The sequence below is a fragment of the Pseudomonas sp. PS02303 genome, assembly GCF_029959925.1.
In the GTDB taxonomy this organism is placed as follows: Bacteria; Pseudomonadota; Gammaproteobacteria; order Pseudomonadales; family Pseudomonadaceae; genus Aquipseudomonas; species Aquipseudomonas mandelii.
In genome coordinates this window covers 1-21,708 of record NZ_JASCOM010000097.1, presented here as the reverse complement: position 1 = coordinate 21,708, position 21,708 = coordinate 1, and the positions used below count along the sequence as shown (strand labels likewise).

Annotated in this window: 19 protein-coding genes; 4 read left to right on the top strand and 15 right to left on the bottom strand. The window is 60.3% G+C overall.

All coding sequences use genetic code 11. From position 1 onward, the window contains the following. Positions 1-66: 66 nt before the first annotated feature. The 4 genes from QMX98_RS19915 to QMX98_RS19900 all read right to left on the bottom strand — a co-directional run bounded on the left by QMX98_RS19915 (position 67) and on the right by QMX98_RS19900 (position 4,841). Positions 67-1,020, bottom strand: a complete 954-nt coding sequence (locus QMX98_RS19915) for a hypothetical protein (RefSeq protein WP_077750278.1) — start codon at positions 1,018-1,020, stop codon at positions 67-69. Between the two features lie 17 nt (positions 1,021-1,037). Further along, positions 1,038-2,753, bottom strand: a complete 1,716-nt coding sequence (locus tag QMX98_RS19910; RefSeq protein WP_010462669.1) for a proline--tRNA ligase — start codon at positions 2,751-2,753, stop codon at positions 1,038-1,040. A gap of 130 nt (positions 2,754-2,883) precedes the next feature. Then, entirely contained in the window at positions 2,884-4,443 is a 1,560-nt protein-coding gene (locus QMX98_RS19905) for an AmpG family muropeptide MFS transporter (protein WP_010462667.1), read from the bottom strand. Positions 4,444-4,487: 44 nt separating this feature from the next. Further along, positions 4,488-4,841 (bottom strand): MGMT family protein, encoded by a 354-nt coding sequence (locus QMX98_RS19900; RefSeq protein ID WP_282411289.1) that lies wholly within the window; start codon positions 4,839-4,841, stop codon positions 4,488-4,490. Between the two features lie 163 nt (positions 4,842-5,004). On the opposite strand from QMX98_RS19900, the gene QMX98_RS19895 reads away from it, so the two are divergent. Next, complete coding sequence (locus tag QMX98_RS19895) at positions 5,005-6,012, top strand: DUF481 domain-containing protein (protein ID WP_042932327.1); 1,008 nt, start codon at positions 5,005-5,007, stop codon at positions 6,010-6,012. 110 nt (positions 6,013-6,122) lie between these two features. On the opposite strand, the gene QMX98_RS19890 is transcribed toward QMX98_RS19895, so the two are convergent. After that, a complete protein-coding gene (locus QMX98_RS19890) occupies positions 6,123-6,332 on the bottom strand; it encodes a cold-shock protein (protein ID WP_002554837.1) in 210 nt (69 codons plus the stop codon). 354 nt (positions 6,333-6,686) lie between these two features. Between QMX98_RS19890 and dcd the strand changes: the two genes are divergently transcribed. Then, a complete protein-coding gene (dcd, locus tag QMX98_RS19885; protein WP_010462661.1) occupies positions 6,687-7,253 on the top strand; it encodes a dCTP deaminase in 567 nt (188 codons plus the stop codon). 106 nt (positions 7,254-7,359) lie between these two features. After that, complete coding sequence (locus tag QMX98_RS19880; protein ID WP_010462659.1) at positions 7,360-7,569, top strand: hypothetical protein; 210 nt, start codon at positions 7,360-7,362, stop codon at positions 7,567-7,569. 112 nt (positions 7,570-7,681) lie between these two features. On the opposite strand, the gene pdeM is transcribed toward QMX98_RS19880, so the two are convergent. From pdeM to QMX98_RS19830, 10 genes are all read right to left on the bottom strand, one after another. After that, the gene (gene pdeM, locus QMX98_RS19875; protein WP_172792345.1) at positions 7,682-8,341 is read right to left on the bottom strand and encodes a ligase-associated DNA damage response endonuclease PdeM; all 660 of its coding nucleotides are present in this window, start codon (positions 8,339-8,341) and stop codon (positions 7,682-7,684) included. Next, the gene (locus QMX98_RS19870) at positions 8,341-10,827 is read right to left on the bottom strand and encodes a ligase-associated DNA damage response DEXH box helicase (RefSeq protein WP_282411288.1); all 2,487 of its coding nucleotides are present in this window, start codon (positions 10,825-10,827) and stop codon (positions 8,341-8,343) included. The genes pdeM and QMX98_RS19870 overlap by 1 nt, the downstream gene beginning before the upstream one ends. A gap of 196 nt (positions 10,828-11,023) precedes the next feature. Further along, positions 11,024-11,788: an ATP-binding cassette domain-containing protein gene (locus QMX98_RS19865; protein ID WP_010462652.1), complete on the bottom strand. Its 765-nt coding sequence runs from the start codon at positions 11,786-11,788 to the stop codon at positions 11,024-11,026. Between the two features lie 13 nt (positions 11,789-11,801). After that, the gene (locus tag QMX98_RS19860) at positions 11,802-12,920 is read right to left on the bottom strand and encodes a succinylglutamate desuccinylase/aspartoacylase family protein (protein ID WP_154912956.1); all 1,119 of its coding nucleotides are present in this window, start codon (positions 12,918-12,920) and stop codon (positions 11,802-11,804) included. Positions 12,921-12,950: 30 nt separating this feature from the next. Continuing rightward, positions 12,951-13,661 carry an ABC transporter permease gene (locus QMX98_RS19855; RefSeq protein WP_077750283.1) on the bottom strand — a complete coding sequence of 237 codons (711 nt, stop codon included), beginning with the start codon at positions 13,659-13,661 and terminating at the stop codon, positions 12,951-12,953. Then, entirely contained in the window at positions 13,658-14,386 is a 729-nt protein-coding gene (locus QMX98_RS19850; RefSeq protein WP_010462647.1) for an ABC transporter permease, read from the bottom strand. The genes QMX98_RS19855 and QMX98_RS19850 overlap by 4 nt, the downstream gene beginning before the upstream one ends. A gap of 56 nt (positions 14,387-14,442) precedes the next feature. After that, a complete protein-coding gene (locus QMX98_RS19845; RefSeq protein WP_010462646.1) occupies positions 14,443-15,225 on the bottom strand; it encodes a transporter substrate-binding domain-containing protein in 783 nt (260 codons plus the stop codon). A gap of 319 nt (positions 15,226-15,544) precedes the next feature. After that, complete coding sequence (locus tag QMX98_RS19840) at positions 15,545-17,233, bottom strand: ATP-dependent DNA ligase (protein ID WP_282411287.1); 1,689 nt, start codon at positions 17,231-17,233, stop codon at positions 15,545-15,547. Next, a complete protein-coding gene (locus QMX98_RS19835) occupies positions 17,230-18,264 on the bottom strand; it encodes a ligase-associated DNA damage response exonuclease (protein WP_010462644.1) in 1,035 nt (344 codons plus the stop codon). Before QMX98_RS19835 ends, QMX98_RS19840 begins: the two co-directional genes overlap by 4 nt. A gap of 192 nt (positions 18,265-18,456) precedes the next feature. Beyond that, positions 18,457-20,907: a penicillin acylase family protein gene (locus QMX98_RS19830; RefSeq protein WP_221108562.1), complete on the bottom strand. Its 2,451-nt coding sequence runs from the start codon at positions 20,905-20,907 to the stop codon at positions 18,457-18,459. 181 nt (positions 20,908-21,088) lie between these two features. Here QMX98_RS19830 and QMX98_RS19825 point away from each other — a divergent pair, with 181 nt between their 5' ends. Beyond that, positions 21,089-21,646, top strand: a complete 558-nt coding sequence (locus tag QMX98_RS19825; protein ID WP_282411286.1) for a cysteine hydrolase family protein — start codon at positions 21,089-21,091, stop codon at positions 21,644-21,646. The last annotated feature ends 62 nt before the right edge of the window (positions 21,647-21,708 follow it).

Below are 21,708 nucleotides of genomic sequence, written 5' to 3'. Positions count from 1 at the left end.
GGCAAGCCTCGCTCCTACAGGTATCGCATCTTGTAGGGGCGAGGCTTGCCCGCGAAGCTTTTGCTTTTAATTCGGTCCAGGATCCGCCACCAGTCGCCCGGCATCCTTGGTCAATGACTTGAGGAATTCGGTCTGCAACTCTGGATCGTTGCGGGTCAGTTCGATCAGGCTTTGTTCCAGCTCGCTGGCTTCTTCTTCAAGACCCAGTTCCGACAAGCGCTTGACCCGGTGTACCCACTGGCTCACTTCGTCGTCTTCGAGGTCGTCATAAATCAGGCCATGGGCTTCGAGCAGTTTGCCGCGCAATGAACTGCTGACTGCCAGGGACGAATCGCTGTGTACATCGTCCTGGCCGTCTTCGACGCTGATCAGCAGTCGGCTCAGATGATTGATGTCATGTTCGGCGAATGGGCTGTCCAGCAGGTTCAGGCGCAGAACACCGTTTTTGTCGGTGCTCAGATCAAACGTTTCCTTGCCGGCTTTCACCACCACCGGGCGCTCGCTCCAGGGCAGGCTCGAGTATTCGGTGCGCTTGTCGAGCTGGATCTCATCGATCCCGGCCAGGTTTTGTTGCGCCCGACCGTTGGACTGCACGTTCATGAGCGGGTTGAGCCCGGCAAAACCGTAGCTCAGCCAATCCTTGGTCACGCTGTCCGGCAGACTGCCGAGGGTGAATACGTTGACCACATTCGCCCCGACACCGCCCACCACCGCGACCGCGCCCAGCGGGATCTCGTAGACCTCCCGCCAGGGTTGGTAGGGCGTGTAGCGATCATAGTGACGCGTGACTTCGAATTCGGTGACTTCGAACGTTTTCTGCTCGTGGATTTTCACCCGACGTTGCGGCAACTCAAGCACCTTGGGCTCGCCGACATCGATCTGCAGGCTGTGATCGAGCAATTTGCGCTCGACACGCTCCTCGTGCTCGCTGCGTTGCGACATGTGATTGGCACAGCCGCTGACCAGCAGGGTGACGCACAGGGCGCCACCACCGAGGCCTAAGGTGTTTCGCTTGAACATGACTTCTCTATCTGGTGTCAGCGGCGGATACGGGCCTGGAGGAAAGACAGCACGTCAGCAACCGGCAGCGCTTGCGCTTCAGGTTCGGTACGGCTCTTGTATTCCAGATTGCCTTCGGCGAGGCCGCGGTCACTGACCACGATCCGGTGAGGAATGCCGATCAGCTCCATGTCCGCGAACTTGATGCCCGGGCTGGTTTTCTTGTCGCGATCGTCCAGCAGCACTTCGAAGCCGGCTGCAGTCAGTTCTGCATACAGCTTGTCGGTGGCTTCACGAACCTGTTCGGTTTCGTAGCGCAATGGCACCAAAGCGACTTGGAATGGAGCCAGTGTGTCGCTCCAGATGATCCCGTTGGCGTCGTTGTTCTGCTCGATGGCCGCAGCCACCACGCGGGAAACGCCGATGCCGTAGCAACCCATTTCCAGGGTAACCGGCTTGCCGTTCTCGCCCAGCACTTCGCACTTCATCGCCTTGCTGTACTTGTTGCCCAGCTGGAAGATGTGCCCGACTTCGATGCCGCGCTTGATTTCCAGGGTGCCCTTGCCATCCGGGCTTGGGTCGCCGGCGACAACGTTACGCAGGTCGGCAACGGTCGGAACCGGCAGATCACGCTCCCAGTTCACGCCGAAGTAGTGCTTGTCGTCGATGTTGGCACCGATGCCGAAGTCGCTCATCAGCTCGACGGAACGGTCGATGATGATCGGCAATGGCAGGTTCAACGGGCCGAGGGAACCGGCGCCGGCGCCAATGGCATCGCGCAATTCGCTTTCGGAAGCCATGACCAGCGGGCTGGCAACGCCTGGCTGGTTGCCGGCCTTGATTTCGTTCAGCTCGTGGTCGCCACGGATGATCAGGGCAATCAGCTTGCCTTGCTCTTCAGCGTGAACCACGAGGGTCTTGATGGTCTTTTCAATCGGCAGGTTGAAGCCTTCGACCAGTTGCGCAATGGTCTTGGCGTTCGGCGTGTCGACCAGGCGCAGTTCTTCAGTCGGTGCGGCGCGGGAGGTTTCACGCGGCACGGCTTCGGCTTTCTCGATGTTCGCGGCGTAGTCGGAACCGTTGCTGAAGACGATATCGTCTTCGCCGGACTCGGCCAGTACATGGAACTCGTGGGAGCCGGCACCGCCGATGGAGCCGTTGTCGGCTTCTACAGGGCGGAACTTCAGGCCCAGACGGGTAAACACGTTGCAGTACGCCTGGTGCATGCGGTCGTAGGTGATCTGCAGCGAAGGCTGATCAGCGTGGAACGAATAGGCGTCCTTCATGATGAACTCGCGGCCGCGCATCAAACCGAAGCGTGGGCGGATTTCGTCACGGAATTTGGTCTGGATCTGATACAGGTTGATCGGCAGCTGCTTGTAGCTGCTCAATTCGTTGCGCATCAGGTCGGTGATCACTTCTTCGTGGGTCGGGCCGGCGCAGAAGTCGCGACCGTGGCGATCCTTGAAGCGCAGCAATTCAGGGCCGTATTCTTCCCAGCGACCGGATTCCTGCCACAGCTCAGCCGGTTGGGTGCTCGGCATCAACACTTCGAGAGAGCCTGCGGCGTTCATTTCTTCACGAACGATGGCTTCGACTTTGCGCATCACTCGCAAGCCCATCGGCAGCCAGGTGTAGAGGCCCGAGGCGAGTTTGCGGATCATGCCGGCGCGCAGCATCAGCTGATGGCTGATGACGACCGCGTCGGAAGGCGTTTCTTTCTGTGTGGCGAGCAAAAATTGACTGGTGCGCATGGTTGGCCGTTGTCGGTTGCTGATGACGAGAAATGACGGAGCATTGTACGGGCGAGATCCGCTGGCGTACAGGCGTGCGGTCGGCGGTGTGGCACGAGGGCGGGAATCGTCGCGCCCTCTGCGAAATGTCCTACGATTCTTCCGCGACCTGGGTCGGCACCGGTTCGGGTGTCGGCGTCGGACCTGCGCGACGGCTCTCCTGGTACCAGTGCAGGGCGATCAACAGCAGGGTCGGAACACCCAACAGCGCCGTGATCAGGAAGAAGTTGTGGTAACCGAATTTCTCTACCATGACCCCTGAATAACCGCCGATCAAGCGTGGCAGCAGGAGCATGATCGAGCTGAGCAGGGCGTACTGGGTGGCCGAGAATTTCAGGTTTGTCAGGCTCGACAGGTAAGCGACGAACGCTGACGTCGCCAGGCCCGAGCTGAAGTTGTCCAGGGAAATGGTCAGGATCAGCATGTTCAGGTTGGCGCCCATGTCGGCGAGCATCAGGAACAGCAGGTTGGTGCCGGCCGATGTAATGCCGCCGATGAGCAGGATCGGCAGGATGCCGAAACGCACGATCAGCAGGCCGCCCATGCCGGCGCCGACCAGGGTCATGATCAGGCCGAAGATTTTGCTGACACTGGCGATCTGGTCCTTGGTGAAGCCCTGGTCGATGTAGAACACGTTGGCCATCACGCCCATGACCGTATCGGACATGCGGTAGGTGGCGATCAGCCCGAGCAGCAGGAACGCTTGCCAGCGGTAACGCAGAATGAAGTCGTTGATCGGCGTCAGCACCGGTGCCAGGCCGCGACGGCCCATGGCCGACAGGCACATAAACGTGAGCGTGGTGTAGAGGATGGCCCGCAGGAAGGCGCGGTCTTCGAGCAGCAGGTCGAGCGGGCTCGCGCCTTCGAACAGCACGCTGGCGAAGTCGGTGTTGTAGAGCTGGGTAAACATGGCCGGCACGGACACCAGCAGCACGATCAGCACGAACACCGACATCAGTTGATGCATAAAGCTGTAGCGGCCGGCTTGAAGTTGGGTACGCAGGGGCACAGGCGGTTCGCGCATGAACAGCGTCGTCAGCAGCGCCGGGACCATCAGGGCGCCAAACAACACGTAGGTGCCGGCCCAGGCCGAATGCTGGTAATTGAAACCCGTGGAGCCAAAGCCTTCAGCGAAAAACAGCGCGCCGGCCGTCGCCAGCAGCGCGGCGATCCGATAGCCGGACATGTAGCTGGCAGCGAGCGCTGCCTGGCGAGTGTCGTCGGCGATTTCCAGGCGATAGGCGTCAACCGCAATGTCTTGCGTCGCCGACGCGAAGGCGACGACCACGGCGATGGCGATCAGCCAGGACAAGTGCTTTTGCGGGTCGCAGAAACCCATCCCGATCAGACCGAGGATCACCAGTGCCTGGGAGAGCACCAGCCAGGAACGTCGTCGACCGAGTTTGCCGAGAAAGGGCAGGCGCCATTGGTCGAGCAGCGGGGACCAGACCCATTTAAAGGCATAGGCCAAGCCGATCAGACTTGCATAACCGATGGTTTCGCGGGCCACACCGGCCTCACGCAGCCAAACGGAGAGCGTCGAAAACACCAGCATGTAGGGCAGGCCGGCGGCGAAACCAAGCAACAACAACACAAGCGTCGAGGGGCTGGCATAGGCGGCGAGCGCGGCGCGCCAGGTTTTACGGGGCATGGGCTGGAGTCTGCCTCAAGAATTACGGAAACAAAGCGCGCACTCTAACCGCTGTGCTCTACCGGGCGCCAGCCATGGCGCTGAATATCAACACGATTGTTCAGGATACTGACGCCTTCGGAGCGCAATCGCGCGCGCTGCTCATCCCCTGAAGGGCTGCTCACGGGCAGGCTGATCCGACCGCCGGCACCCAGTACGCGGTGCCATGGCAGCTTGGTGTCGCCGGGCAGCTGGCTCAATGTGCGTCCCACCCAGCGCGCGGCTCGGCCCAGTCCGGCCAGTTCGGCGAGTTGACCATAGCTGACCACTTTGCCTTCGGGCACCTGCGCGAGGGTCAAGTAGAGCGCCGTGCGTCGGATTTGCGCTGCACTTTCGGTTTCAGTGGTTGGGTCGGTCACGTCCGTGGTTCCTGAAAAAATTCGCCTTACCGTCCGTAGAGTAAGTCCTGGATGCGCAATTGAGAAATGAACTCAATAGAAATAGTCGGGTCAGTCCTTGCTAGGGTCTTATTCCCAGGGATAATGCCGACTTTTTTTCGCAAACTTGAGCCTGTATTTGCTTATGGTATCCAGAACCTTGCTGTGCCTTGCTGTCATGAGTGCCTCCACGCCGTTGCTCGCTGATACCGTCTGGTTGAAGAACGGTGACAAGCTGAGCGGCAAGATCACGCTGTTCGATGGCGGTAAATTGCTGATACAGACCGAATATGCCGGTGCGGTTCCGATCGACTGGAAGCAGGTCAAGACCCTGGAAAGTGATCAGGAGTTGCTGGTCAAGCAAGATGCCTACACCGGCGAGAAGGCCAAGTCGCTGCATGCAGCGGACGACGGCAAGGTGACGCTGGAAAACGGCGAAGCGCCGAAGACGGTCGAGCTGGCGAGTATCCAGCAGATTCTCAAGCCCAAGCCAGTGGTTGAAGATCTGGTGTGGAAAGGCAATGTCGACGCGGCGCTGGATTACCAGCGGGCGGAAAAAGACACCGATGACTACGACATCGACTTCAAGACCACGGCGCGCCATGGCAAATGGCGGCACACAGCGGAAGGCGAGTACAACCGCGAATTCCAGGATGACGTGGTCACTACCGACAACTGGCGGGGCGAATACTCGCTCGACCGTTTCCTGACCGAGAAGTGGTTCTGGCAAGGCCGCGCGGTCTATAAGCGCGACAAGGTAGAAGACCTCTCCCGTCAGCGCACTGTCGGTACCGGTCCGGGTTACCAGTTCTGGGATAACGAACTCGGGGCATTCTCCCTGGGCTCGCTGGTCAACCGCACGGACTATGAGTTCTCCGACGGCAGCAAGGAAAACTTCTATTCCCTGGCGATGAAGTGGGACTACAACCGTTACCTGATCGGCAAGAAGGTGGAGTTCTTCACCAATGGCGAAGTGGGCAAGCCGTTGTCGGGGGTAGCGGATTACGCGCTCGATGCCGAAATGGGCTTGCGCTACAAGGTCACCGAGTGGGCTTCGCTTAACCTCAAGGCCGAGCGAGACATCATCAGCGGTACCGACGATGCTGATCTGGACAAGACGCGTTACACCGCAGGGTTTGGTGTGGCCTGGTAAGACGCAAAAAATCGCAGCCGTGGGCTGCGATTTTTTTTTGCCTGCAAAACACACAGGCACAAAAAAGCCCCGCTTTTGAGGGCGGGGCCTTTTACTAAAGCAAGTACAAGTTAGATAACTTGAACTTCTTCAGCTTGCATGCCTTTCTGACCGCGGGTAGCGATGAAAGAAACCTGTTGGCCTTCTTTCAGGCTTTTGAAGCCGTCGGATTGGATAGCTTTGAAGTGAACGAACAGGTCGTCACCGGATTGTGGAGTGATGAAGCCGAAGCCTTTTTCATCGTTGAACCACTTAACGGTACCAGTTTGGCGATTAGACATGGTGTAACTCCTTGAACAAAGATAACTGCGACGCAGGAAGAACCCTGGCCGAGACTGAGTGCAAAGAGCAGGAAAAATTCTTGTAGATGGTTGGATCGAAATTCAACATATCGTGTAGAGATTCTCAGTGACACAAGCAGCACAGTGGCGCCACCTTAACCCTTTTTCCGGAACGTGCCAATGCTTCCGGTGAAGGTTTCTCTGTTTTCATGACTGACGGTCCGCCAATTTACGGCGAAGGCCCAGATATCACAGGGGATCGGCGAGAATTATGCCCCGGACTTTGAACCCGGAGCGCGCGCCCGGTAAGATGCCGGACAGAATTTTTCCACCTCGCTATTCAGGACACCCGCCATGAGCATCAAATCGGACAAGTGGATTCGCCGCATGGCGCAGGAACACGGCATGATCGAGCCGTTCGTCGAACGCCAGGTGCGCGGCAGCGACGATAACCGTGTGATCTCCTACGGCGTGTCGAGTTACGGCTACGACGTTCGTTGCACTAGTCATTTCAAGGTGTTCACCAATATTAATTCGGCCATTGTCGACCCGAAAAATTTTGATGCCGGCAGCTTCGTCGACATCCATAGCGACGTCTGCATCATCCCGCCGAACTCTTTTGCCTTGGCCAGCACCGTCGAATACTTCCGTATTCCGCGCAACGTATTGACCATCTGCCTGGGCAAAAGCACCTACGCCCGCTGCGGCATCATCGTCAACGTCACCCCGCTTGAGCCTGAGTGGGAGGGGCACGTGACCCTGGAATTCTCGAACACAACCAACCTGCCTGCGAAAATCTATGCCAACGAAGGCGTGGCGCAGATGCTGTTCCTTGAATCCGACGAAGAGTGCGAAGTGTCCTATAAGGACCGTGGCGGCAAGTATCAGGGCCAACGCGGCGTCACCTTGCCACGCACCTGATCCATTCATCTGGCAGGTCGCGGGAATTCTTGAGCGGGTAGACACTCTATTGGGTGTACTGCCCGGTTCGCGTACAGCGGACGGGGCCATCGCTCAGGAGTGCTTTATGAAGATCGATCCGCGAATAAGTGCCGAACTGGCAAGGCTTGAGCCCAATCAGATTGGCGTCCTGGCCTGGTCCTTGTTGGCACATCCAGCCATCAGCATGGCAGGGGGCATCCCCGGCCAGCCTGATCCTGATACCCCGAACGAGCAGCCTACCGAGCCCGGTGAGCCTACCCTGCCGGATGAGCCACCTCCCGCGCCCGTAGCCTGATTGCTATTACCTGTAGGGGCGAAGCTTGCTTTGGACGGAGTTCCGACGAAGGCGGTGTGTCAGACAACATCATCCTTACCTGACACACCGCCTTCGCGAGCAAGCTTCGCTCCTACGCGCTGACTGGCCATATTTCGTTGTCGCCGATGACAAAGATCCTGCAGCTGTCGTCCCGTTCTATCTGATAGCCGCCGGTAAACGCGCCGAAGGCCGGGAGCAGGCTGATGTCCTCGCCCAATCTGAAACACGCCAGGCGCAAACGTTGCCGACCTTTGCCGTTCAGCCGATAAACCGGATGCACATGCCCGGCGAGCACATGCCGGTGCGGATGCGGATCGGGCTCATGCTGCAAGGCGAACGGTCCGAGCAACAACGGTTCGGGCACTACGCGTATGTTTAACGAAGCCGGCGGGTCCCCGGCGCGTTTGTCGTGGTTGCCGCGGATCAGCGTCATTGGCAGATCCGGGTGCCGCGCTCGCCACTCAGCCAGGGCGCTTAACGTGCCGCAAGCATGGGAGCCGGGCCCGTGCAGAAAATCCCCGAGGAAAATCAGCTGACGGCAAGGTAGGGCGGCCAACATCCCGTCCAGCACCGCGACATTGCTGGCGGTGGTGCCATGGGGCACCGGCTGGCCAAGGCTACGATACGCCGCCGCTTTGCCAAAATGCACATCGGCGATCAGCAGGGCTTGTTGCGCCGGCCAGTAAATGGCTTTTTCCGGCAGCAGCCACAGTTCTTCACCGGCCAGACTCACGGGATAGGGCGTACTCATCAGGTTTTCCCGGTTTCGGCGGTTTTCTCAAGGTCGGTGACCATGCGACGGATACGGTCCGCGAGTTTTTCCGAGCTCATGCTTTCCCGCATGCGTTCAACCAACAGGGGAAACCCCAGCGGCGTAGGACGTTTGATCTGATGCAGGTCCAGTTTCAGGCGATTGATACGCGCCAACGTCTGTTCCAGACGATGAATATCCAGTTCTTCCCGTAGGACTTCTTCCCCGGCCTGCGCCAGCAATAGATTCCCCGCGTCGTACTGCTTGAACACCTCGAAGAACAGTCCGCTGGAGGCTTGAACCTGCCGTGTGCTTTTCGGTGCGCCGGGGTAGCCGGCAAACACCAGTCCGGCAATTCGGGCGATTTCCCGAAAGCGGCGAAGCGCGAGTTCGCCGGCATTCAAGCTCGCGAGGACATCGTTCAACAAGTGCTCGGCGCTCAACAGGCCTGGGTTCAACACCTGCGACCAATCCACAGAGGTGGCGCTGAGTAACTCCAGCCCGTAATCATTGACCGCGATGGAAAACGTCACCGCCTGCTGCTGGCTGACCCGCCACGCCAGCAAACTCGCCAGGCCCAGATGCACCTGACGCCCGGCAAAGGGGTATAGGAACAGGTGCCAGCCTTCGCGGGATTTCAGTGCTTCGGCCAGCAACGAGTTCGAGGTCGGCAACCCGGACCAGCGTCGCTGCACCTCCAGCAGCGGCCGCAGAGCCCGCATCTCCGGGCCGATGAACTCGCCTTGCTCCGCTGCACTGAAACGCGCGACCACCGCCTGCGCCAGTTCGTTGGAAAGGGGCATCCGCCCGCCATTCCAGCGCGGCACCGCGGCTTTTTTCGCGGTGCTGCGTTTGACATAAGCGGTCATGTTTTCCACCCGCACCAACTCCAGCAAGCGCCCCGCGAACAGGAAACCGTCCCCCGGCTTCAGTCGCGCAATGAAACCTTCCTCGACACTGCCCAACTGCTTGCCGCCGCCGCCCTTGCTCCAGAACTTCAGCTGAATGCTCGCATCGCTGACGATGGTGCCGATGCTCATGCGATGTCGCCGCGCCAGCCGCGCATCCGGTACACGCCAGACGCCAAACTCGTCAGGCTCGACCCGGCGATAATCCGGATAGGCTGTCAGGGAAAGCCCGCCATGGCGTACAAACGCCAGCGCCCAAGTCCAATCCGCCGCCGTCAGGTCTTGATAAGCCCAGGTTCTACGGACTTCTTCATACAATTCGTTGGGAACAAACCCACCGCCCAGCGCCATGCTGACCAGGTGTTGAACCAGCACATCCAGCGGGTTGTGCGGCGACTCTCGGGGCTCGATGCTGCGTTGCGCGACGGCATCTTGAGCCGCCGCCGCTTCGATCAGTTCCAGGCTGTGGGTCGGCACCAACGTCACCCGTGACACACGCCCCGGCGCATGACCGGAACGCCCGGCCCGCTGCATCAGGCGCGCCACACCTTTGGCCGAGCCGATTTGCAGCACCCGTTCCACCGGCAGGAAATCCACCCCCAGGTCCAGGCTTGAGGTACAGACCACTGCTTTGAGCTGGCCTTCCTTCAGCGCTCGCTCGACCCAGTCGCGGGTGTCTCGCGACAGTGAGCTGTGGTGCAAGGCGATCAGCCCGGCCCAATCGGGGCGCGCCTCCAGCAACGCCTGATACCAGATCTCGGATTGCGCGCGAGTGTTGGTGAACACCAGGCTGCTGGGGCTGGAGTCTATTTCGGCGACGACTTGCGGCAACATCTTCAAGCCAATGTGGCCGGCCCAGGGAAATCGCTCGATGGCCGGCGGTAGCAACGTGTCGACCCGCAGTTCCTTGGACGTCTGGCCTTGAACGCTGATGCCGCCACCTTGTGGGATCAACACCTGTTCGGCGTGGGCCTGATTACCCAGCGTCGCGGAAACGCCCCACACGATCAGGTCCGTATTCCATCGACGCAAACGGGCGAGGGCCAGTTGCAGCTGCACGCCGCGTTTGTTGCCGAGCAGTTCGTGCCATTCGTCGACCACCACCATGCGCAAGGTCGATAGCGCTGCTAGCGCATCGGCACGGGCGAGCATCAGCGTCAGGCTTTCAGGGGTGGTGATCAGCGTGGTGGGCAGGCGTCGGCTCTGCCGCGCACGTTCGCTGCTGCTCGTGTCGCCGGTGCGCAGGCCGACGCTCCAGGGGATCTGCAGGTCGTGCAGCGGTGCTTCAAGGGCGCGAGCGGTGTCGGCGGCCAAGGCGCGCATGGGGGTTATCCACAGCACCGTCAGCGGTTCGGCCAGCGGTTTTCGTTTGCGAGGTTTTTCAACAGGGGCAATGGACGTGGCGTAGCGATTGAGCGCGGCAAACCAGACTGCATAGGTTTTACCGGCACCCGTGCTGGCATGCAGTAATCCGGACTCACCGCGCTTGACGGCCGTCCACACTTGCTTCTGAAAGGCGAATGGCTCCCAGTCGCGGGCGCTGAACCATTGTGATGCGTAGTCGGTGGACGATCCCATGCCGGCGGTGTGCGCTCTGAAAGTCTTCTTTCAGTGACCGCGGCGTGGGTGAACAAGTTTAATCGCAGTACTGCTGATCGGAATCTGAACCCAGTAGGAGCGAAGCTTGCTCGCGAAGGCCGAGTGTCAGGCAACGATGATGTCGGCTGATACTCCGCCTTGGCGAGCCAGCTTCGCTCCTACAGGCTTTGCAGTGTTACTTGAGGTTGCCGCTCAGGAACTGCTGCAACCGCTCGCTCTTCGGGTTGCCCAGCACGTCTTCCGGCGCGCCTTCTTCCTCGACCAGGCCCTGATGCAGAAACAGCACCTGGCTCGACACCTTGCGGGCGAAGCTCATTTCGTGAGTCACCATGATCATGGTCCGGCCTTCTTCGGCCAGGCCTTGAATCACCCGCAGCACTTCACCCACCAGCTCAGGGTCGAGCGCCGAGGTCGGTTCATCGAACAGCATGACTTCCGGTTCCATGGCCAATGCCCGCGCAATCGCCACGCGTTGCTGCTGGCCACCGGAAAGAAACGCCGGGTATTGATCCGCCACGCGCGCCGCCAGCCCGACCTTGTCGAGGTAACGCCGCGCGCGGTCTTCGGCTTCCTCTTTGCTGCAACCCAGCACCCGGCGCGGGGCCATGGTGATGTTTTCCAGCACCGTCATGTGGCTCCACAAGTTGAAGTGCTGGAACACCATGGCCAGGCGGGTGCGGATTTTTTGCAGTTCATCGGGGTCAGCCACGTGCATGCCGTGGCGGTCCTTGATCATGCGGATGTTCTGGCCGTCCAGGGTCATGGCGCCGTCATTGGGCTGTTCGAGAAAGTTGATGCAGCGCAGAAAGGTGCTTTTGCCCGAGCCGCTGGCTCCGATCAGGCTGATGACGTCGCCGGTGTTGGCCTTGAGTGAAACGCCTTTGAGCACATGATGATCGCCATAGCTTTTATGCAGGCCTTCGATGGTCAGTTTGTACATGGGGCATGCATCCTCAAGGCGAAAGTAGGTAGCCGCTGCGATAGGCCTCGGTGCCCGCGACGTGCGCGATCACCATGCCGGCAGTGGCCATGCGCCGCAGCGAGCGGGCGTACATCAGTCCGGCGGCGGTGCAATGAACGGGTGTGACGCGATCGTTGATCGGGTCGATGATTTCGGCGATCAGTTGCCCGGCTTCGAGGTATTCCCCCGGCAGTGCGGTGAACACCAGCAGACCGCCCACCGGTGTCGACACCGGCTCGACGCCGGCCAACGGGGTGGCGGGGTAAGGCAGCTCGGGCAATGGCGCCGCTTCGCCGGCAATGGCGCCGAAGTGAATCAGGTAGTCGATCAGCGCCTGGCAGTCGAGACTGGCCAGAGGATGATTGACGTCGCCCTGGCCGCGCAACTCGACGGTGACCGAGAAACTCCCCAACGGGATGTTGAACTGTTCGCCGAAGCGTTCTTTCAACTGCCACCAGAGCAGGGTGAAACATTCATCGAACGACTGACCGCCGGAATCGGTGGCCAGCAGGCTCGCTTCGGCGCCGATGTAACGGGCCAGCGGCTCGACCTGCGGCCAGGCTTCGGGTGTGGTGTAAAGGTGGGCGACTGCTTCGAAATCGCAATGCAGGTCCAGCACCACGTCCGCATCGCAGGCCAGCCGTTGCAGGGTCAGGCGTTGGGATTGCAGCTGAGTACTGGCGGTTTGCCGAGCGAGGGCGTTGCGCAGGCTTTCACGGATCAACTCGAGGTTGCGCTGCGGCTCATCGCCAAGCTGGCCTTCGATTTCGTTGCCCACCGCTTCGCTCAAGTCGACGAACCAGCGATTGAAGTTCTGCCCGCTTTCCAGCTCGTAGCGGCCCAGCGGCACATCCATCAGCACCTGTTCCAGGCCGACCGGGTTCGCCACCGGCACCAGCACGATTTCGCTGCGCAGGCGGCCGGCGGCTTCAAGTTCCGCCAGGCGCTGCTTGAGGTGCCAGGCCACCAGCATGCCGGGCATTTCATCGGCATGCAGGGACGACTGGATGTAGATCTTGCCTTTGGCCGACGTTGGGCCGAAGTGAAAACTGTGAATCTGTCGAGCGGTCCCCGGCAGCGGGGCCAGCAAGTCATGTATCTGGTGGCGCATGTTTGTCTCTTTAATTCCTGAAAGCGGGTCCTAGTGGGTCGGCCCGAGGAACGCCAGCCATCGGCGTTCGGCGAGGCGGAACAGGCCGACCAGCGCGAAGGTAACGGTCAGGTAGATCAGCGCAGCGATGCCGAACGACTGGAAGGTGAGGAAGGTCGCCGAGTTGGCGTCCCGCGCGACTTTCAGGATGTCCGGGATGGTCGCGGTGAACGCCACGGTGGTCGAGTGCAGCATCAGAATCACTTCGTTGCTGTAATAAGGCAACGAGCGACGCAGGGCCGACGGCATGATCACGTAGGCATACAGCTTCCAGCCTGTCAGACCGTAGGCCTTGGCCGCTTCGACTTCACCGTGGGCCATGCTGCGGATCGCCCCGGCGAAAATCTCCGTGGTGTAGGCGCAGGTGTTCAGGGCGAACGCCAGGATCGTGCAGTTCATCGCATCGCGAAAGAACGCATCCAGCACCGGTTGAGCGCGCACGGCGGCCAGGCTGTAGATGCCGGTGTAGCAAATCAGCAACTGGATATACAGCGGTGTGCCGCGGAACAGGTAGGTGTAGAACTGCACCGGCCAGCGAATGTAGAAGTGCGGCGAGACCCGGGCGATGGACAGCGGGATCGACACCAGGAAACCGATGACGATCGAGGCGGTCAGCAGCCACAGGGTCATGGCCAGGCCGGTGATGTTGTAGCCGTCGGTATAAAGGAAGGGTTTCCAGTATTCCTGCAAGAGTTCGATCATCGTACGGCCTCCCGGGAACCGGCGGCGTAGCGGCGTTCGAGCCAGCGCAGGACAAAGTTGGAAGCGCTTGTGATGAGCAGGTAAATCAGCGCGGCAAGCACGAGGAAGTAAAACAGTTGATAGGTGCTCTTACCGGCGTCCTGCGCTGCTTTGACCAAATCGGCGAGGCCGATGATCGACACCAGCGCGGTGGCCTTGAGCATCACCATCCAATTGTTGCCGATACCCGGCAGGGCAAAGCGCATCATCTGCGGGAACACCACGATTCGGAAACGCTGGCCGCGTTTGAGGCCATACGCGGTAGCGGCTTCGACCTGGCCCCGAGGCACGGCGAGAATCGCCCCGCGGAAGGTTTCGGTGAAATACGCGCCATAGATGAAGCCCAGGGTGATGACCCCGGCGCTGAACGGGTTGATCTCGATGTATTCCCATTCCATGAAATCGGTAAACGACGTCAGCCAGGTTTGCAGGCTGTAGAAAATCAGCAGCATCAGCACCAGGTCCGGCACGCCGCGAATCAGCGTGGTGTAGATCTGGGCCGGAACCCGCACCAGTTTGACTTTTGACAGTTTGGCGGTGGCGCCGAGCAGGCCGAGCAATACGGCCAAAAGCAGCGACAATGCCGATAATTTGATGGTCATCCAGGTGCCTTCCATCAGCAACGGACCGAAGCCCTTGAGGCTGAAGGCTGAGAGCCCCAGGTTTTGTAATAGGTTTTCGAACATAAATCAGCAACCTGATCGGGTGAAAAAAGCGCCCATCGCGAGATGGGCGCCGGGCATTATTTGCCGCTGTACAGATTCAGATCGCCAAAGTGTTTCTTCTGAATGGTGGCGTAGGTGCCATCGTCGTGTAACGCTTTGATACCTTTATTCAAAAGCTCTTTGAGGTCTTTGTTACCTTTAGAGATACCGATAGCTGTTTTGGCCGGCAGCAATTCGCTGTCAACCGGCTTGCTGACTTCGTAGCCTTCGCCCTTTGGCGACTTCAAGAAGCCCAGTTCGGCTTGCAGCATGTCCTGGATCGCAGCGTCGAGACGACCCGACATCAGGTCGGAATACACCTGATCCTGGTTCTGATAGGCCTGGGTCTTCACGCCGGCCTTGTCCAGCACGGCCTTGGCGTACGCTTCCTGGATGGTGCCTTGCTCGTAACCGACAGTCTTGCCTTTCAGAGAAGCGACGTCTTCGCTCAGGCCGGAACCCTTCTTGAATACATAGGCGGTTGGGCCGGAGAAGAGTTCGTTGGAGAAGTCGATGACTTTTTCGCGGGCCGGGGTGACGGTCATCGAAGAGATCACACCGTCGAATTTATTGGCCTTGAGGCCCGGAATCATGCCGTCGAAATCGCTTTCGACCCATTTGCACTTGACCTTCAGCTCGGCGCAGATCGCGTTCCCCAGATCGATGTCAAAGCCCACCAGGCTGCCGTCGGCCGCTTTCGATTCGAACGGAGCATAGGAAGGGTCAACGCCAAAACGCAGTTCTTTGTATTCCTTTGCCATGGCGGAGCCAGCAGCCATGCACAACGCCAGTGCAGAAAGGGTCAGCAATGCTTTTTTCATTATTCAATCCCTAAGAACCAATATGAGCGCTTGTGGCGCAGAATTATTGTTACTGGAAAGCGTAAGACCCATTGAAAGTAGCAATTTCCGAACCAGAGTCCCGAACAAGCGTTTTAAAAGGTGATACAAGAAATGGCAATAGGGGATTTGTGCACGGAATCGGGCATCGGAAAATAGCCGCACCAAATCAGGTCACGGAGGCGCAAGTCCTGTGGCGAGGGAGCTTGCTCCCGCCGGAGCGCGAAGCGGTCCCACTGTAGAAAATTTGCGACGGCTTCGCAGCCGAACGGGAGCAAGTTCCCTCGCCACAAAGTTTCTTTCAGCCCAACAAATCTTGCAGCGTTGCGAGGTTGTCGGCTTCTTCCACTGACTTGTCCTGCCGCCACCTCAACATCCGCGGAAACCGCACGGCAATCCCGCTCTTGTGGCGTTTCGACAGGGCAATACCCTCGAACCCCAGCTCAAACACCAGGCTCGGTTTCACACTGCTCACCGGACCGAATTTCTCCACCGTGGTTTTGCGCACGATGCTGTCGACCTGGCGCATTTCCTCGTCGGTCAGCCCTGAATAGGCTTTGGCGAAAGGCACCAGGGTACGTTCGCTGGCGTCCGGCGGGCCATCCCAGACCGCGAAGGTGTAATCACTGTAGAGATTCGCCCGGCGACCATGGCCGCGCTGCGCATAAATCAACACCGCGTCGACGCTGAAGGGGTCGACTTTCCATTTCCACCAGACGCCCATGTCCTTGGTCCGGCCGACGCCATACAGCGCATCCCGGGCCTTGAGCATCATGCCCTCGACACCGAGGCTGCGGGAGGCCTCACGTTGTCTGGCGAGGTCGAACCAGTCTTCGCCGGTCAGCACCGGGGAGGGGAGTAGCACCGGGTTGTTGCAGGTGGCGATCAGTTGATCCAGCTGATCGCGGCGCCTGGCCTGAGGCTGGCTGCGCCAGTCCTCGCCTTGCCATTCCAGCAAATCGTAGGCGAGGACCACCACCGGCACTTCTTCGAGAATTTTCCTGTCCAGGGTTTTGCGGCCGATCCGCTGTTGCAACAGTGCGAAGGGCAGCACCGCCGGAGCGGACGGCGATTGTGGATTGAAGGCATCGTCAGTGTTGGGGCGAGGGGCTTTCCAGGCGACGATTTCACCGTCGATCACCGTACCGTCAGGCAGTCCGTGCAACAGGCTGTCGAGTTCGGGGAAACGCTCGGTTACCAGTTCTTCGCCGCGTGACCAGACCCACAGGCGCCCGTCACGCTTGATCACTTGGGCGCGGATGCCGTCCCACTTCCATTCCACCTGCCACTGGCTGGCCGGGCCGAGCACGGCGTCGAACTGCTCGACCGGTTGCGACAAGGCATGGGCCAAGAAAAACGGGTAAGGCTGACCTCCACGCTGGGCATGTTCGTCGGGCGATTCGGCCGCGATCAATTTCAGGTAACTGACGGCGTTCGGGCGATTGGACAGGTCGGTGTACCCGACCAGCCGCTGGGCCACGCGTTTGCTGTCGAGTCCGGCCATGGCTGCCAGGGCTCGCGTCACCAGCAGTTTGGAGACGCCGACGCGGAAACTGCCGGTAATGAGTTTGATGCAAAGCATCAGGCTGTGACGGTCCAGTTGTGCCCAGAGTGCGGGCAATCGTGCGGCGAGAACTTCCGGGGATTCGCCACGCAGGGGCAGCAGCTTGTCTTCAATCCACACCGCCAGCCCGTCGGTGGAGCTGTGCAGGGTTTCAGGCAGGACCAGCGAAATGGTTTCCGCCAGATCGCCAACCGCCTGATAACTTTCTTCGAACAGCCACGGCTCAAGGCCGGAAAACTCGACGGCCAGCTCACGCAGCACGCGCACCGGCACCAGCTGCCGAGGTCGCCCTCCGGACAAAAAGTACACCGCCCACGCCGCATCTTCGGGGGCCGCCTGGGCGAAGTAAGCCTGCATCGCGGCCAGTTTGGCATTGCTTGACGTGGTGGCGTCGAGTTCGGCATACAGCTCGGCGAAGGCCTTCATGTCGCCACCTCGGCGTGCTCGGTTTCGACGGCCGCGTTGTCTTCCTCATCGTCGCCGTATTCGGTGCTGAAACCCATGGCATCAAGGCCCTGTTCGCGCAGATGCCGCACCAGCACCGCCACCGAACCGTGTGTGACCATGACCCGTTCGGCGCCGGTTTGTTCGATGGCCCAGAGCAGGCCGGGCCAGTCGGCGTGGTCGGACAATACAAAGCCACGGTCCACGCCGCGTCTGCGCCGCGTGCCGCGTAATCGCATCCAGCCGCTGGCGAAGCCGTCGCTGTAGTCGCCAAACCGGCGCATCCAGTTGCTGGCGCCAGCCGATGGCGGGGCGATGACCAGCGCCTTGCGCATCATCGGATCGCTCTTTTGCACGTCGCCGGCGTAGATCGTCGGCGGTATATAAACACCGCTCTCGCGGTACACCCGGTTCAGCGGGTCCACCGCGCCATGCACCAGAATGGGGCCGAGGCTGGCGTCAATGCCATGGAGAATGCGCTGGGCCTTGCCGAAGGAATAGCAGAACAGCACGCTGGTTTTGTCGGCGGCGGCATTGGCCTGCCACCACTGATTGATCTCGCCAAAGATCTGCGCCTGGGGTTGCCAGCGATAGATTGGCAGGCCGAAGGTCGATTCGGTGATGAAGGTGTGGCAGCGCACCGGCTCGAAGGGTGCGCAGGTGCCGTCGGGCTCGATCTTGTAATCCCCCGAGGCGACCCAGACTTCGCCGCCATATTCCAGGCGCACCTGGGCGGAGCCGAGGACGTGGCCGGCAGGGTGAAAACTCAGGGTGACGCCGTGGTGCCGCAAGCGCTCGCCATAGGGCAGGGTTTGCAGGCTGATGTCCTGGCCCAGTCGCGCACGCAAAATCCCTTCACCGGGCGCGGCCGCCAGGTAATGCTGGTTGCCGGTGCGGGCATGGTCGCCATGGGCGTGCGTGATGACCGAACGCTCGACCGGCCGCCACGGGTCAATATAGAAATCGCCGGCGGGGCAGTACAAACCTTCAGGGCGCGCGATAACAAGATCCATGTTGTTACCAAAATGGGGGGGCTTGTTAGCTATGAGGTTGGCGCGAAGCGAGAAGTTCTATCGATTTTCGCGCGCTGATCGTTCCCATGCTCCGCGTGGGAATGCAGCCCGTGACGCTCCGCGTCACTGGACGCGGAGCGTCCCTAGAGGCATACCCACGCAGAGCGTGGGAACGATCAGTGGCGAAAGGGGTTACTTGCCGGGTGTCAGGGTCAACCGTGTCTTGCCGTACACCTTGTCAAAGTTCTGCGGTTGCATCGGCAGGCTCATGTATTGCCCCTTCAGCCATGGATCAATGCTGTCGAGGTAGTGCGGGCTCGCCGGGTTGCCGGACTGACCGGTGCTGTTCTGCCCCATCAGCGGTTCGGCCTGGCTGAAGTCCACGATAAAGCGCATGGCTGGCGCCAGCGTCGTGTTGAAGTCCTGACCCCAGGTGAAGGCCGCCGTGTTCAGCGTCGTGTGATCGCCGCCGGCCGCGAGCGGACCGCGCACGGTCTGGCCGCTGGCATTCTTCCACTCATAGCGGTGCAACTTGCCCCACTGCCAGGCTTTGTGATCGCCGCCCAATTGACTGTCACCGGCGCTGATCGCCGCCGCCAGACTGCGAGCGAGGATTGCTGGCTTGTCTTCTTTCTGCGGCGTGCGTGCGTCATCCCAGAACGGACTGTCTTCACGGCCCAGCAAGTGATCGGCCTGAGCCGCGTAGGACAACTTGCCGTTGGCGATAAAGGCTTTCCACGCCGGGCTGCTTTCCGGGCCCAGTTCGTCGAGGAAGATCTGTCTGGTGCTTTCCTGCAGGAACAGCTCGTAGATCGCCGCATCCGCAGAGGTCGGGCTGAGTTTGCCGTCGAAGGCCATCAAACGGGTGTACGCCTCGCGAGCCTTGCCGCGATCGGCAACCGGCAGGGCTTCGATGGCTTGTTTGAGCGGCTGGGCCATGCCCGGCGCTTCAAACATTTTTTTCAGTTTGGCGGCGAACGTCGTGGTCTGATCGTATTGCATCGCGATCACGCTGCGCGTGTCGTGTTTGCCCACACCCGCCAGTTCGGCCAGGCGTTCGCCACGTTCCGGAGCCGACCAGGAATTGGACAGCTGCATGCCGTAGCCATGGGGAATGACCCGCTGGTTGGCAGTGCCGAGCCAACCTTGGGCCGGGTCCTGGTCATACGGGTGGAGCATCGGGTCGGCGTAGCCGTCCCAATCGTAGCGACCTTCCCAGCCCGGCGACGGCAGCAGGCCTTCGCCTTCGCGACGGTTCGGGTAACGCCCGGTGACTTGCCAGCCGATGTTGCTGGCGTCGGCGAACACCAGGTTCAAGGCGATGGCGCGGATTTCACGGCTGGCGTCCGAGGCTTTCTCGACGGTCTGTGCCCGGGACAGGTCGAAAAACGCGTCCAGGGTTTTATCGTCGGTGAAATTCGGCGTCTGCAAAGCCAGGCCGAAACCATTGGCCAGCGTCATGCCCTGGGCGCTGTTGAGCAAAGGACCGTGGCGGGTTTCGTACACCACTTCGCGAATCGGTCGCTGGCCTTTGACGAAGTAGGTTTCGTTGCGCACGATCGCCGGCTGCCATTTGCCGCCGACTTCATATGTGAGGCCGTTGCCCTGGCGTTTGATTTTTTCCAGGAACAGGTCCTGGTTGTCGCCCATGACCGAGGTCATGCTCCACGCCACTTTGCCGTTGAAACCGCCGAGCACCATGGGCAAACCGGCAATCGTCACGCCAGAGGCCTGGTACTTCGGTGCGCGAATCTGCACGTAGCTGAACAACGACGGCACACCCAAAGGCCCATGGCTGTCGCTGGCCAGCAGGCTTTTGCCACTGCGGCTGCGTTGCGGGCCGATGGCCCAGTTGTTCGACGAGGTGGCGCCCAGCAGATTCAGGTCGGACAGTTGCCCGGTGGCTTTGCTGATTTGCGTCAGGCCCGGGATGGCGCCATTGAGCTTGATGCCCTGCAGTTTTTCAGCTTCGCCCAGCGGCAGTTTTTCGTCGGGGGCGGACGGCGTCAGCCACCCGAGTTTGTCCGTGGTGACGGTCTGGGCCAGCATCAGCGCGTTGATTTCTTCCGGCAGGTTGGCCGACTGACTGAAGTTCAGCAGGCAGAAAATCAGCGCCGAGTCTTCCGGTTGCCAGTATTCAGGCTTGTAACCGCTGGCGGCGAGGTCGGCCGGCAGCTTGTCGCGGAAACGGAACAGGTAGGCGTTGACGCCGCGCGCATAGACTTCGAAGAAGCGTTTGAGGCGCGGCGACGATGCCTTGTACAACTCGCCCGCGCTTTTCTTCAGATTGACGGCGCGCATGTAGCGGTCGGCGTCCAGCAGGTCCGAACCGGACATCTCTGACAAACGGCCCTGGGCCAACAGGCGCAAGGTGACCATTTGCGTGATGCGGTCGCTGGCGTGGACGTAGCCGAGGGCGAACAGGGCATCGTGGAAGCTGTTGCTCTCGATCAGCGGCATGCCCATGGCATTGCGGCGCACCGAAACGTTCTGCGCCAGGCCCTTGAGCGGCTGTACGCCGGTGGTCGGCGGGAGGGTGTCCTGGGTGTTCCAGGTCTGACAACCGGTCAGGCTCAAAACACCGGCCACTGCTGCGGCAACGCCGAACCGGGGAAGAAAATGTGTAAGGGCTGGCGAGGCCATGGCAAAGCTCCTGCGGGGGGGGGTAGCGTCATTAAAGGCGCTACGTTAGTGAGCAGGAGGAGGGCGCGCAAGCAGGGTGTCAGGTTATTTCAGGATTTGTCCGATAAACACAATCTTGCCTGTAAGCGGAAGTGATGCTGAAGTGCCTGAAATTCAATGACCTGTTGTGAGAAAAGTCGGCATGGAGCTTAAGACCAACGCAGCACTGATCATCATCGACCAACAAAAAGGCATCTTGCAGCCCCGGCTCGGTCGCCGAAATAATCCTCAGGCCGAGGAACGAATTGTCGATTTGCTGGCGTATTGGCGGCGAACCGGACGGCCGGTGATTCATGTGCAGCACCTGTCCCGTTCACCGGAATCGGTGTTCTGGCCGCAGCAAGCAGGCGTTGAGTTAAAGGAACGCTTCATGCCCCAGGCCCGCGAACAACTGATTCAGAAACAGGTACCGGATGCATTTTGTGCGATCGGGCTGGAGGCGAGTTTGCGCGAGGCGGGGATCGAGCAGTTGATCATCGTTGGCGTTGCGACCCATAACTCGGTGGAGTCCACGGCGCGAACGGCCGGGAACCTGGGATTTGACGCGTGGGTGGCGGAGGATGCGTGCTTTACGTTCGACAAGGCCGATTATTTTGGCCATGCGCACTCAGCCGAGGAAGTGCATGCGATGTCGCTGGGGAATTTGCACGGGGAATATGCGACGGTCGTGAGTACTGCACAGATATTGAAGGCTGGCTGAGTTCCGTGGGGGGGGGGGGGCCCCGCCCCCGCCCCCCGGGGGGGGGGGGGCACCCCCCAAAT